15 protein-coding genes and 1 pseudogene are annotated in these 12,429 nt (G+C 67.0%); 7 read left to right on the plus strand and 9 right to left on the minus strand.

Annotation, left to right across the window (positions count from 1 at the left end; translation table 11 throughout):
* Nucleotides 1–51: 51 nt before the first annotated feature.
* Complete coding sequence (locus tag LCF40_RS11315) at nucleotides 52–303, plus strand: MTH865 family protein (RefSeq protein WP_114578922.1); 252 nt, start codon at nucleotides 52–54, stop codon at nucleotides 301–303.
* Here LCF40_RS11315 and hutH read toward each other — a convergent pair.
* A complete protein-coding gene (gene hutH / locus LCF40_RS11320; RefSeq protein ID WP_224828559.1) occupies nucleotides 300–1,880 on the minus strand; it encodes a histidine ammonia-lyase in 1,581 nt (526 codons plus the stop codon). The genes LCF40_RS11315 and hutH overlap by 4 nt on opposite strands.
* A 182-nt stretch (nucleotides 1,881–2,062) precedes the next feature.
* Here hutH and LCF40_RS11325 point away from each other — a divergent pair.
* Nucleotides 2,063–2,269 (plus strand): annotated as a pseudogene (locus LCF40_RS11325) (DsrE family protein); the annotation flags it as partial.
* 606 nt (nucleotides 2,270–2,875) lie between these two features.
* Here the strand turns inward: LCF40_RS11325 and LCF40_RS11330 are convergent.
* On the minus strand, nucleotides 2,876–4,333 hold the full coding sequence (locus LCF40_RS11330) for a TIGR00341 family protein (RefSeq protein WP_224828560.1): 1,458 nt from the start codon (nucleotides 4,331–4,333) through the stop codon (nucleotides 2,876–2,878).
* 304 nt (nucleotides 4,334–4,637) lie between these two features.
* On the opposite strand from LCF40_RS11330, the gene LCF40_RS11335 reads away from it, so the two are divergent.
* Nucleotides 4,638–5,135, plus strand: a complete 498-nt coding sequence (locus LCF40_RS11335) for a DUF1269 domain-containing protein (protein WP_114578227.1) — start codon at nucleotides 4,638–4,640, stop codon at nucleotides 5,133–5,135.
* 833 nt (nucleotides 5,136–5,968) lie between these two features.
* Here LCF40_RS11335 and LCF40_RS11340 read toward each other — a convergent pair.
* The gene (locus LCF40_RS11340; protein WP_224828561.1) at nucleotides 5,969–6,112 is read right to left on the minus strand and encodes a hypothetical protein; all 144 of its coding nucleotides are present in this window, start codon (nucleotides 6,110–6,112) and stop codon (nucleotides 5,969–5,971) included.
* Between LCF40_RS11340 and LCF40_RS11345 the strand changes: the two genes are divergently transcribed.
* Nucleotides 6,111–6,623: a DUF8215 family protein gene (locus LCF40_RS11345; protein WP_114578226.1), complete on the plus strand. Its 513-nt coding sequence runs from the start codon at nucleotides 6,111–6,113 to the stop codon at nucleotides 6,621–6,623. The two genes, LCF40_RS11340 and LCF40_RS11345, sit on opposite strands and share 2 nt — an antisense overlap.
* Before the next feature lie 24 nt (nucleotides 6,624–6,647).
* Here LCF40_RS11345 and cofG read toward each other — a convergent pair whose 3' ends face one another.
* The 4 genes from cofG to LCF40_RS11365 form a co-directional block, all read right to left on the minus strand.
* Complete coding sequence (gene cofG / locus LCF40_RS11350) at nucleotides 6,648–7,784, minus strand: 7,8-didemethyl-8-hydroxy-5-deazariboflavin synthase subunit CofG (protein WP_224828562.1); 1,137 nt, start codon at nucleotides 7,782–7,784, stop codon at nucleotides 6,648–6,650.
* Between the two features lie 40 nt (nucleotides 7,785–7,824).
* Nucleotides 7,825–8,448: a 2-phospho-L-lactate guanylyltransferase gene (gene cofC / locus LCF40_RS11355; RefSeq protein WP_224828563.1), complete on the minus strand. Its 624-nt coding sequence runs from the start codon at nucleotides 8,446–8,448 to the stop codon at nucleotides 7,825–7,827.
* Nucleotides 8,449–8,579: 131 nt separating this feature from the next.
* The gene (locus tag LCF40_RS11360) at nucleotides 8,580–9,488 is read right to left on the minus strand and encodes a complex I NDUFA9 subunit family protein (protein WP_224828564.1); all 909 of its coding nucleotides are present in this window, start codon (nucleotides 9,486–9,488) and stop codon (nucleotides 8,580–8,582) included.
* A gap of 58 nt (nucleotides 9,489–9,546) precedes the next feature.
* On the minus strand, nucleotides 9,547–10,002 hold the full coding sequence (locus LCF40_RS11365) for a hypothetical protein (RefSeq protein ID WP_224828565.1): 456 nt from the start codon (nucleotides 10,000–10,002) through the stop codon (nucleotides 9,547–9,549).
* Between the two features lie 120 nt (nucleotides 10,003–10,122).
* On the opposite strand from LCF40_RS11365, the gene tmk reads away from it, so the two are divergent.
* Nucleotides 10,123–10,707, plus strand: coding sequence for a dTMP kinase (tmk, locus tag LCF40_RS11370; RefSeq protein WP_114578221.1), 585 nt, complete (start codon nucleotides 10,123–10,125; stop codon nucleotides 10,705–10,707).
* Here the strand turns inward: tmk and LCF40_RS11375 are convergent.
* Nucleotides 10,704–11,027 (minus strand): DUF7991 family protein, encoded by a 324-nt coding sequence (locus LCF40_RS11375; protein ID WP_224828566.1) that lies wholly within the window; start codon nucleotides 11,025–11,027, stop codon nucleotides 10,704–10,706. The two genes, tmk and LCF40_RS11375, sit on opposite strands and share 4 nt — an antisense overlap.
* A 118-nt stretch (nucleotides 11,028–11,145) precedes the next feature.
* The gene (locus LCF40_RS11380) at nucleotides 11,146–11,376 is read right to left on the minus strand and encodes an Lrp/AsnC ligand binding domain-containing protein (RefSeq protein ID WP_114578219.1); all 231 of its coding nucleotides are present in this window, start codon (nucleotides 11,374–11,376) and stop codon (nucleotides 11,146–11,148) included.
* A 104-nt stretch (nucleotides 11,377–11,480) separates the two neighbouring features.
* On the opposite strand from LCF40_RS11380, the gene LCF40_RS11385 reads away from it, so the two are divergent.
* Nucleotides 11,481–12,173, plus strand: a complete 693-nt coding sequence (locus tag LCF40_RS11385) for a potassium channel family protein (protein ID WP_114578218.1) — start codon at nucleotides 11,481–11,483, stop codon at nucleotides 12,171–12,173.
* Nucleotides 12,173–12,403 carry an Lrp/AsnC family transcriptional regulator gene (locus tag LCF40_RS11390; RefSeq protein ID WP_114578217.1) on the plus strand — a complete coding sequence of 77 codons (231 nt, stop codon included), beginning with the start codon at nucleotides 12,173–12,175 and terminating at the stop codon, nucleotides 12,401–12,403. The genes LCF40_RS11385 and LCF40_RS11390 overlap by 1 nt, the downstream gene beginning before the upstream one ends.
* The last annotated feature ends 26 nt before the right edge of the window (nucleotides 12,404–12,429 follow it).

The raw sequence follows: 12,429 nt of genomic DNA on the forward strand, positions 1-12,429 counted from the left end.
GTAGCAGCCACGGTCAACGGATTTATTATTTATCCGCCTAAACGGCGGGGTATGGCAGACGAAGCCGAACTCCGCCGACAGTTCACCGACGCGTTCGAGGGCGCCGACTACCCCATCTCGAGCCCGATGGACCTCGTTCCCGCACTCCCCAACGGGCCGGGAACGACCTTCGAGTCCGAGGAGTTCGAGATGACGGCGATGGAACTCAACACCAAGCTCTCGGGCGGGGACTTCCCCTACGAGAGCGTCGACGCCTTCGTCGACGACGTCATCGCGGAACTGAAAGCCGAAGGTCACATCTAGAGCGCCTCGCCGACCGACTCGAGCAGGTCACCGTTCTCGAGCAGTTCTAGGACCCCCTCGACGTCCTCGCGGACCGGCCGGTCCTCCCGTAGAGGCGGGACGACCCCGCGAACGGCGTCGTAGGCGGCGCCGGTACCCCTCCCCAGCGAGAGCGCTCCGGCGTCGAACGCCCGATCGACGAACTCGGCCGCCTGGGAAGCGGCGACGAGTTCGCTCGCGACGACTCTGCGGGCGTTTTCCAGCACCTGCCGTGCGTTGTACGCCGACTGGGCGCTCATGCTGACGTGGTCCTCCTGGCCGCCGCTGACGGGCGTGTTGTCCGTCACTGAAGCGCCGAGGGACCGACTCTCGTTGAGAAGCGCCGCGGCCGTATACTGGAGGAGCATGTACCCCGACTGGAGACCGCTCTCGGGCGCGAGGAAGGGGGGAAGGTGGTCCTCCTGGAGATTGGGATTGAGCAGCCGGTCGATCCGGCGTTCGGCGATCGCCGTCAGATCCGTGAGCGCGAGGCGGGCGTACTCCAGGCGGAGCGCGAGCGGTTCGCCGTGAAAGTTGCCCCCCGAGAGCACGGCCGCGCGGTCGGTGCCGGAGGCGCGGTCGTCAGCCCGGCCCGCCGAAAAGACGAGGGGATTGTCGGTCGCGCTGTTGAGTTCGACCTCGACGGCCTCGCGGAGGTGGGAGATCGAATCCCGGGCGGCGCCGTGGACCTGCGGGAGACAGCGAAGCGAGTAGGCGTCCTGGACCCGATCGCAGTTGCGGTGGGCCTCTACGACCTCGCTTCCTGCCGTGAGTTCCCGGACGTGCTCGGCGCTCGCTCGCTGGCCCTCGTGGGGCCGGACGTCGTGGATCGCGGGGTGTGAACTCGCCGTCGTCCCCAGGGTGACCTCCGTGGTGAGCGCGCCCGCGACGTCGGCGGCGAGCAGGAGTTCCTCGCCGTTGACGATCGCGAGCGCGGCGATCCCGACGGTGAGTTGGGTGCCGTTGATGAGCGCGAGGCCCTCCTTGGGCGCGAGCGTGAGCGGCTCCGCACCGATCGACGCGAGCGCCTCCTCGCCGGGGAGACGTTCGGGGCCGTCTCCGCTCTCGACCCACGCCTCGCCCTCGCCGACGAGCACGAGCGACATGTGCGCCAGCGGCGCGAGGTCGCCGCTCGCCCCCAGACTGCCGTGGGAGGGGACGACCGGGCGGACCCCCTCGTTCAATAACTCGAGGAGGCGGTCGACGACGACCTCGCGGATCCCCGAGTGGCCCACGAGAAGGGCGTTGATCCGGGTAACCATCATCGCCCGCACGGCCTCCCGGTCCAGTTCGCGGCGGCCGCCGGCCGCGTGGCTCCGGAGCAGGTTGGTCTGGAGGGTCTCGAGGTCTTCGCGCGGGATCCGTTCGTCGACCAGTTCGCCGAACCCGGTGTTGACGCCGTAGACGGCCTCGCCGCCCTCGAGGACGTCCTCAACGCGCGAGCGCGAGGTCCGGACCCGCTCGCGGGCCTCCGAGGCGATCCGGGCGTCCTCGCCGCCGCGGGCGACCGCGGCTACGTCCTCGGGGGTGAGCGTCTCCCCGTCGAGGATGACGGTCACCGGTAATCACCGCGGGGAAGGCGAGTAACGATTGACGGACGCGACCGGGGATCCGAAACGGGGTCGATCATGCACGATCGTTTGGGATGGAAGTACAAGACCTTCGGTGTCTTCCGGCGGTCGTGTCCAGCATGCACACGAGCGCCCAACCGAGTTACGTGGTGACCTCCCGGGACGGACGCATGCCCGACGCAGCAATCGTCATCCTGGCAGGAACGGACAGCCCCTCCGACCTCGGTCGTGTCGTCAACGCCCTCCAGACGGCCACCGAGTTCATAGATGAAGGCGACGACGCCGAGGTGATCTTCGACGGCGCGGGAACCCAGTGGATCCCCGAACTGGAAGACGAGGACCACGACTACCACGACCTCTATGCCGACCTCACCGATCACATTCAGCAAACGGTAGCGAGGAGCCTCCTTCCTCAACGAGCGACCGACGGGAGCGAGTAGGGTGGAGAGGAATCGCGTTGCGAAGCTGGACGAAACCGCAAGGCTTAGGCCGTCTCCGCCCGTTATGTGAGATACTGCCGTCCTCGCACAAGCCGGGGTCGGTAGGAGCCACGAGTAAACTGGCTCCCGTGGTGTGACGGCGTGGCCGTCGCACCCTATACTCGGGAACGACGACCGCGAACGGGTTCGATCCCCGTCCCCAGTGTTGGGGTAGAGTGAGAGAACACCGGGAATTAAATCGGCGGGACAATCCACGGAACGGATCCGGTAGGCGGGTCGCAGCAACAACTCCGACCCGCCGTCCGCCCGTGGACGGTAAGAGGAAGCCGGGCCGCGCCCTTGCATGGGGTCGCGGGGTACAATGTCGTTGCGGTAAAGCCCCGCCCTCAAGGAGTGACCGACCGCCGCAAGGCGGGAGGGTGCGAGTAGGGCGGGGTAGTTTACAGGAGGACGTCATGCGGAGAGAACACGCCTGGGGGCGTGTCCGTCTGGAGTAGTTTCGCTCCGAGGACCGATAATACGCGGGTGTGGTACCGGTGACACTCACGGGTCGTTTATCGTTTCTCCGTGCAGGACGAACCGATGACGTCCCGCTCGTGGAACGGTCCTCCGCTCCCCCGGTTGTCCCGCCGGGGATTCGGTGACCCTTCGGGTTGTGCTTGGACCGATCTCTCCGTCGGGACGGTGGAAACGGCCGACCTCCGTCGGCGGAAGCGGCTCGGTTTCCTGAGTGACGACGAACTCGACCCGTACGGCCACATCCTCCCCGGTCGCCTCCTCGATGTCCCGTTCGAGGCGGTCTGCAAAGTCGGGAGGTGCAGCTGCAGGCTCGGCTTGTCCGACCACGACGGTGACGGCCGGTTTCGTGCCGACGAGGAGGTCGTGTGGCTCGTAGGTTATCCGTACCGAATCGAGTACGTACGCCGACCGGTCCGGGCCGTCGAAAAAGCGCTCCGTCTCGGTGGTTGCCTGATGGTCGAACGTCGTCGTCTGGTACGATGCAAGCGTAACGACTCCGAGCACGGCGGAAAGCACGACGAGCGCGACGACGAGTACCGTGGCACGCTTTCGAACCGAGGTGAACGCGGTCGTGTGGTGTTCGGCCCGTTCGGGTCGGTAGCCGCTGAGCCAGAAAACCACCAACGCCGAGAGATTGATCGAGAGGAGGTTGACCAGCACCAGCACCGACGCGGCCCCGGCGACCCCCAGATATCCCCAAGCGAGACCCAGTCCTGCCGTTGCTGCGGGTGGGATGAGCGCGACTGCGATGGCGACGCCAACCAAGGTCGATCCCGACCCCCGCGAGACGCTGATCGCACCGGCGATCCCCGAGCCAAACGCGAGAAACAGCGAGAGGAAGTTCGGGCTCGTCCGTTCGGCGACCTGGGGAATCGTCCGGATATCGATCCCCGGCGGAACGAGCACCGTCCCCCGAAGCACTGCCCCGAGCACCGCGGCGACACCGATCGCCAGCAGGAGGCCGGTAACTTGGAGGGTAACACCTCTGCCTGCGAGGTCGGGCTCGTTGAGGACGCTCCCGACGCTTGCAGTGATCGCCGGCCCCATCAGCGGTGCAACGACCATCGCGCCGATGATCGTGGCTGCCGAGTCGAGTAACAATCCGGTCGTGGCGATGAGCGTACTCAACACGATAAAGGCGAAGTACATCGAGATCGCCGGAGCGAGTTCCAGGGCGTTTGCACGGAGTTCCCCCCGAGAGAGACGGGTTCCTGGATAGAGGGCCTGAAGGGCGTGAAGTCGTTGCGAGACGACGGTTCGAGTCGGGATGACGATCGTGTACGCGTTCTCACTGATGCCTGCGTGCCGGAGGTCGTGGAGGATTGGCTCGACGCCGGTCGGTGGAACCGGAAACTGGACCAGTGCTTCGAACTCGCCTCGACCGGTCTCGTCGAAGACGGCATAATCGATCCCGTGGTCGTCCAACGCACTCAATACCGACTCGCGGTTTCCGTTCGGAATCAGAACCTGTACGAGTCGCATGGCGACCGGACGACCCGTTCACGAATAAGTAATCACAGTCATATCGGCCCACGCGCGACGGGATTCGCCGAACAGCCACTGGCATCGTCCATACGGCTGCTGTCCCAGGTTTTCGCGTGGTTCGTCTCGAGGAAGCGCGCTCGAGACCGCCAGTGACCGGTTCGTGGAGGCATCTAACGGCCGACCCGAGACCTGTTCGGTCGGTGGCTCGCGACTGCCACTCGTCGCCGTGGTTCCACCTGAACTGTATTATAGGCGGTCGTGTGAAGGATTTATCACGCTTCTAGCTGTCCGACCCTTGCAGATGAAAGAACTCATCGTGCTCGCGTTCGATTCCATGGACGGCGCGAAAACCGTCCGTGACGAACTCTACGACCTCCAGAAACAGGAGTTGGTACAGCTCGACGATGCCGCAGTCGTCGTCCGGGACGAGGACGGCCACGTGAAGGTAAAACAGGCGAGCAGTCTGGTCGGAGCGGGTGCACTCGGCGGTGCGTTCTGGGGATTGCTGATCGGGTTCATCTTCTGGATGCCGTGGCTCGGTCTCGCCGTCGGCGCGGCAAGCGGTGCGCTTTCCGGCAAGTTTGCTGACGTGGGTATCGACGACGAGTTCATCGACGAGGTGTCCGAGACGATCGAACCCGGCCACTCCGCGCTGTTCATGCTCGCACACGACATCTCCGAGGACCGACTGGTCGAAGATCTCGCGCCGTACGACCCCGAAGTGATCCGGACGAACCTCTCGCCCGAGGACGAGGACACCCTTCGAGAAACGTTCGCCGCCGAAGAGGTTGCGGCCTGATTTTCCCCGAGAGATCGGTTTTCCCGACTGTTCTCGATCCCGTTCGACCGCTACGACGCGTTCGCCGTAGTCGTTCCCTCCGATACGCTCGTCGAGCGGATGGACTTCCCCCGGATCGAGGGGTTGTGCCGGCCCACTGCCGAGAACCTCGCGAACCCCTTCTCCTGGTACGCGACCTTCCGCTACCTAATTCAGCGAGAGAGTCCCGCCGTTTACGGCCGTCCTCAGAACGCACGCGTTCTGATGGGCATCGCAAACCGTCGGTTTGCTCACGGGCGTGACTCGCGTCACTCAACGACAAAACCGCAAAAGTTAGGCCCACCGGAGTCGGTTATTGCGGTAACTCAATCGCCGAAACTCTCACCCGGAAGTTTGGTTGGGGCACTTCCCGCCGAAACGCACCGCAGGGATCTGTCGGCTGAGCCGACAGACGCGCCCGAGGTGCTGACAGAACCACTGCCTCTGAAACAGCGAGATGTGGTGACGGCTGAACCAAAGTGGCCCCTCCGGCGTGCGAGCCTGTCCACCGTGGCAGAAAGGACAGGCAGGCCGATGGCACGGCCCGTGTCGCCGACCACCGCAAGGCGGTCGGCGTCGTCCGATGCAGCGTCGGACGTTGTGCAAGGAGATACCGCGTCCCTGTCGGGACGCCGAACCCGCCACACCCTTCACGGGGCTCACGTACCGAGCACATACCCGGTACCTCTCTTTGAGAGGGAAGTTGCCCCCGTTGGACGGGTCTGTTCTGACCACCACTCTTGCGACGGTGGAACGGCCGGCCCGGCCCCAAGCGTACGGTTGGGGAAACCCCGGCGTGAACGCCGGGGAGGATGTCATAGCCACCCGCCGATCCCCGATCGGCGTTCCATCGGTGCCTCGAGGAGAACGGCGAGGGCGACGGTCCGCCGGCGTCGGGCGGCGCAGACCGAGAGCGCTCCCGAGTTACCTAAGACCCGGTGGAACCAACCTGTTCCCATGGAGAGCCCGCCGGGTCGGGAGGCCGAGGCTGCCCGCTCGCCAGAGCGCCGGACCTGGTACGGCTACGGGCGACTGGCCCGCGTCGAGAAGCGCGGGACGAGCCGTTACCTCCACGACCTGACCTACGCGTTCGCCGACGTCTCGGTCTTCTCGCTACCCGGCGTTCTCCTCGTCTTCCTCGCGGCGGGGACCGCTGCGTTCGGCGTCCGGACCGCGACGCTCGTCGCCTGGCTCTCGATGACCGCGACGGTCGCGGCGATCCGGGGCGGATGGGTCACGCCGCTCGCGACAACGGTCCCGGGGTGGGTCTCGATCACTCCGGCGCTCGTCGCCCTCCGCATAGCGTACTACAACGCCGCCCTCGCCGTCACGGTTGCCGGGAGCCTCGCGCTCGCCGGCGCCGTCGGCTCGCCGCCGGCCGCGATCGCGTTCGCGGCCGTTCTCGCGGCCCTGGCGACGCTCGCGTTCCCTGCCCTCGCCGAGGCGGCCTACCGGCGCCTCGCGGATTGAGAACCCGACGCGTGGTCCGGCCGCTCAGTAGCCCTCGCCCGCGAGCACCGAACGATACCGCTGCCCGGCCGCGTCGTCGGCCGCCAGCACTGCCCGAATCGGCTCCGAGAGCCAGTCGCCTTCGGCGACGCGGCCGTCGAACCCCTCCGTTCGCAGTTCCGTGGGGAGAAAGCGCTCGTAGACCGGCAGGCGTTCGCATAGCGGGACGCCGGCCTCCTCGGCGATCGCCTCGAGCTCCCGGAGGGCGGGCCACTTGTAGTCCGGGTTGATGTGGTCGTCGGTGATCGGGGAGACCCCGCCCAAGTCGTCGATCCCGCAGTCGACGAGATCGCGTGCGGGTGCCAGGTTCGGGGGGACTTGCACCGAGATCTCCTCGGGGAGGGCATGGCGTGCCATCGCGGTCACCCGCCGCATCGTCTCCAGGTCGGGGGTTCCCCCCGACCACCGCTCGTTGTCGACGACGGGTTGGACGATTACCTCCTGGACGTGATCGTATCGCTCGTGCATCGCCCGGATCGCGAGCAGGCTCTCGGCGCGGTCTTCCCAGGAGTCGCCGATCCCGACCAGGATCCCGGTGGTGAAGGGGACCTTGAGTTCGCCCGCGGTCTCGATCGTCCGCAGTCGCTGGCCCGGCTCTTTCTTCCGGGGTCCGGCGTGAGCGCCGACCTCGGCGGTCGTCTCGAGCATCACGCCCATGCTCGCGTTCAGGTCGGCGACTTCGGCCATCTGCGCTTCGGTCTGGTCGCCCGGGTTCGCGTGGGGGAGCAGCCCCTCTTCGAGAGCCACTTCACAGACCTCGCGGAGGTACGTGTGGATCGAGTCGTGGCCCCACTCAGCCAGTTGGTCGTGAATTTCGGTGTAGCGGTCGTCGGGGTCATCGCCGAACGTGAACAGCGCCTCCGTACAGCCCGCGTCGGCGCCCTCCCGGCAGATCTCCCGGACCTCCGCGGTCGAAAGGAGGGAGGCCTCGCCGGGCGGATCGAAGTACGTACAGTACGTACAGGTGTACCGGCAGGCGGTCGTCAGCGGGACGAAGACGTTCCGAGCGAACGAGAGCTCGGCTGCCGGCGAAACGTCCTCGGGGCCGACCGCCAACAGCCGGTCGACGTCGGCCTCCTCGATCGTCACGTCGACGCCGTACTCCGCCGCGCCGGGGATCATCACCTTGACCTGGCGTGGGCGAGCACATAAGTGTTTGAACTCACCGGCGGGCGACCCCCACACGCCCGTCCCGGACGGCGATCTCGAAGCCCATCCCCTCGAGGGCGTCCCGGCTCTCGCCGTCGCCGTGAACCAGCACCTCGACGACGTCCTCGGGTTCGTCGACGTCGGTCGCGAGCCGGAAGGAGTCGACCGTTTCGACCACTGCGCCGACCTCGCGGGCGCGCTCGCGGTGGTCGAGATAGGAGACCCCGTGGTAGTCGACGCTAAAGTCGGGGTGGCGGACGACCAGGGCGTTCGTTCCGCCGCCTCTCCCGGGCGCGACGACCACCTCCCCGTCCGTGGCGAACAGCCCCTCCAGGGCCTCGGGAGTGGCGAGCGCGAGGTCGGCCATCACGACCGCGACCGGCCCCTCGCTCTCGAGGCGGGCGTTGACGGCCGCCGAAAGCGGGCGCTCGTCGACGATCACCCGCTCGGCGAGGTCGGCGTCGACGGGTTCGGTTGCGAGCACGGTCGACTCCGCGCCCGCACCGGAGACGGCCGCGAGCACGTCCGACAGCATCGCACGGGCGAGCCGCCCGCGCTCTGCCGCCGAGAGCAGGGGCTCGAGTCGAGTCTTCGGGTCGGCTCCCGAAAAGGGGACGATCACGTGGGGGGGCGCCATCGCTCCCGGCGTTGGTCGGGGGGCGCCAAAAACGCGTCGGGACCCCTTTCATAGGGTCGGTTCCAAGTCAGTGCACCGTCGATCGGACCACGGTACTACGATCGAACGGTAGATCGTTGTAACCGACCCTATCAGGCTCGTGCCCGCTGGCGTCCGGGCTCGAGCCCGAGATACGACCGGAAGGTGGTGAGATCGCCCTCCTCGTAGCCGAAGACGTCGACGTCGTTGTCGTCGACGACGTTGTCGATCTCCAGGGAGCGTGCCTGATCGGGGCCGAGGGGGACCACGGGGATCGGTCCCGCCGCCGTGAGCCCGATCTTGGCCATCGCCATCGGTACCGGAACGATCCGCACGGGTTTTCCTTCGGACCGGTAGACGAGCCTCGTCACCTCGGCGAGCGTCAGGCGGTCGGGGCCGCCGATCTCGTAGGTCTTGCCGGGGTGTTCTTCGCCCTCGAGCGAATCGGCGATCATCGGCACGAGGTCCTCGACCCAGATCGGCTGAAAACGGGTCGAGCCGCCGCCGGGGAGCCCGGTCACGTACGGCGTCGTCACCAGCTTCGTGAAGGGGACGAACTCGGCGCCGTCGCCGAAGACCACCGACGGCCGGAAGATCACCCACTCGAGGTCGGAGTCCCGGACGACCTCCTCTGCCCTCCCTTTCGCCCGGAGGTAGCCCGTGTCGGCGTTTGGATCGACGCCGAGGCCGCTGATCTGGACGAATCGGGAGACGCCGCCCTCCTCCGCGGCCCGGAGCAGGTTCTCGGTCCCGCCGAGGTGGACCTCCTCGTGGGAGGTCCCCGACGGCGTCTTGAACAGCGGCGACAGCGAGACGAGGTTGATCACCGCCTCCTGGCCGGAGACGGCGGGCGCGATCGAGTCGTAGGCGGTGACGTCGCCCATCGCGACCTCGATACCCTCGGGCAGGTCGCCGTCGTCGGGATTTCGCGAGAGTGCGGTCACCTCGTGGCCCCGCTCGTGGAGTTCCCGACAGAGGCTCGAGCCGATGAATCCAGTTCCGCCCGCGACCAGGACCTTCATACCCGGAAATAGGTCGCCACGGATAAATAAGGGAGTGGCTACATGCGTCGGGGTCGGCTCACTGCGGCCGCGCGGGCCGACGGACTCCGCCGCGGAACGCCCGCAGTGAGCGGACGGTGACCCAGGCTAGGGCCACCAGACTCGCCGCCGCGCCGGCCGCGACCACCGGCTGGCCGTTCCCGATCCCGACCGCGACTCCCTCGACGAGGAGGTCCGCGAGGACGACGCCTGCGGCGAGGGAGACGGCCGCCAGGACTGCGTGGCGGGCGATCCGCCGGGGCCACGATCCCCGGTCGAGTTCGTCGAACCCGTGGAGGCGGACGCGGGCGATCTCCATCGCGGTGACGTAGCCCAGGGCCACCGCCAAAAGCGTGACGGCACCGCCCGTGGCAGGCTCGAGTCCGAACAGTTCCCCGATCGTCTCGAGTGCACCCAGGAGCGCGGTGACCGTGAGGGGAACGAACAACACGAGCGAGCCGGCCAGCACGGCGGCGGTGATCGCGTACTTTCGCACGAATGAAAAGTTCGTTATGAAATTACATAGTCCTTTCGCCGGGTTCCGGACCCGTCTCGAACCGTGGGCGACGGAAGCGGGAACGAAGCCGTCATACCTCGGCGGGGACGACTGCCGGGCATGCTCGTCACGCTCGAGGGGATCGACGGCAGCGGGAAGACGACGGTCTGGGAGGCCTTACACGACACCTATCCCGACGCCACGTTCACCCGCGAGCCGACCGACTCCTGGTACGGCGAGGCGGTCGCCCGCTCGATCGGCGATCCCGAGGCGGACCCGCTGGCCGAACTCTTCCTCTACACCGCCGACCACGCCGATCACCTCTCGCGGGTGATCGAGCCCGCACTCGACGCCGGCCATCTCGTGATCTCGGATCGGTACGTCGATTCCCGGTACGCCTACCAGGGTGCGACCCTCCAGGGCCACCTCGAGCGGCCAATGGAGTACGTCCGGGGCGTACACAGCGCCTTCACGACCGAGCCGGATCTGACGATCTACCTCGATCTCGACCCCGAGACCGCCGCCGCCCGGGCGGGCGCGACGAACAAGTTCGAGCACGCGGCCTACCTCGCCGACGTCCGGGAGAACTACCGCCGTCTGATCGACGCCGAACCCGAGCGGTTCGTCGAGGTCGACGCCTCCCGTTCGCCCGAGGAAGTGCTCGATTCCGTCGAACGCGTCCTCGCGGACGTCCTGCGTGATTAGCCGTCGGCCCGTTCGGGGAGTTCGACTTCGTCGGGATGGGGCATCCAGAAGACGTCGATCGTGTAGCCAAGCGCCAGCGGCGCCACCACCATGAGCATGAGCGCCATCCCCGTCGAGCCGAGATCGGCGCCGATCCCGAGAGTGCCGGAGAGAAACAGCGTCGACGCGACGAGGGCGACGGGAACCAGAAGGACGGTGTAGACGGCCGGCCCCCACGTGCTCTCGAGGCGGATCCGGAAGAAGCGGGTCGCGACGGCTGCAATCACCGTATGGGCGGCCATCATGACCAGCAGTCCGATCCCGGCGGCGAACGACACCATACCACCCCTATCGGCCCGACGCTCTTTTCGGTGTCGGTACTGTCTGCTGTCCGGGTTTCCGGCGAAACTACGCGCCCTGGGAGCTCGTCGGCACGGACGTACGGCAGTCCGTCGAAGGTCAGTCCATCGCGATGTAGGTCTTCGTGTCCGTCACGCCACCGATCCCCTGGATCTTAGAGGAGACGGTCTCGAGGACGTCGTAGACCTCCGCGGCCTCGACCTCCGCGATGACGTCGTAGTTGCCGGCAACGATGTGGGCTCCCTCGACCGCTCCGACCCCACGAATGTCCTCGAGGAGCCCTTCGGACTCCCCGGCCTCGGTCTTGACCATGATGAACGCGTGGACCATCTCTCGGTGTGGTACTTCCCCACATGACTAAAGCTTTTGCCCGATCTCGTGCCGCCAGCGGGGCAACCTTATTGACGGGTGGGATCGTATGTGGGTCCATGACAATGCGGTTCGTCATCGTCGGTGCGGGACGGGTCGGGCTCCGGACGGCCCGGGTTCTCCGGGAGGAAGGCCACGAGGTCACCCTGATCGAGCGGGCCGGCGACCGGGCAGACCGGGCGGCCGAGCAGGGCTTTACGGTCGTCGCCGGCGACGGCGCTCGCGAGGAAGTCCTGGTGGAAGCGGGAATCGAGGACGCCGACGCCGTCGGCGCGCTCACCGGCGATCTGAACGTCAACTTCGCCGCGTGTATGATCGCCGACCACTACGGCTGCCGAACGATCATGCGCATCGACGAGGACTACCGCGAGGAGATCTACCGGAAGTACGCCGACGAGGTAGACGAGGTGATCTACCCCGAACGCCTGGGCGCGATGGGTGCGAAGAACGCCTTACTGGGCGGGACGATCCGGGCGATCGCCGACATCGCCCAGAATCTCCAGGTCGTCGAGCTCACGATCACCGCCGAGGCGCCCGTCCGGGGGTATACGATCAGCGAACTCCAGCTTCCGGCCGACGCAACCCTCCTCGCGTTCGGCAAACGCGACGGCGAACTGGGGATTCCCAGCCCCGACGAGTCCCTAGAGGAGGGCGACCGCCTCGTCGTCCTCGCGGACTTCGCGGTGTTGAGCGACGTCCGCCAGATCCTCGTCGGCGAACCGGAGAGACGGGCCGCCGTCGAGGGGGGTGTCCGCTGATGGTCACCGCCTTCGTAATGGTGAAAGCGAACACGGGCGAGGCCGACCGGCTCCGTGAGTCCATCGAGAGCATCGAGGGCGTCGAGTCGGCCCACATCGTCGCGGGCGACGTGGACATCATCGCGAAAGCCAGCGTCGAGACCCCCGCGGAGATAAAGGGGATCGCGGCGACCGAGATCCAGGGAATTCGAGGCGTCGAACGGACCCAGACCTACATGGCGATGGATTAGGCGGCGAACGACCGGCGTCATGCCTC

The organism is Saliphagus infecundisoli, assembly GCF_020177375.1.
In the GTDB taxonomy this organism is placed as follows: Archaea; Halobacteriota; Halobacteria; order Halobacteriales; family Natrialbaceae; genus Saliphagus; species Saliphagus infecundisoli.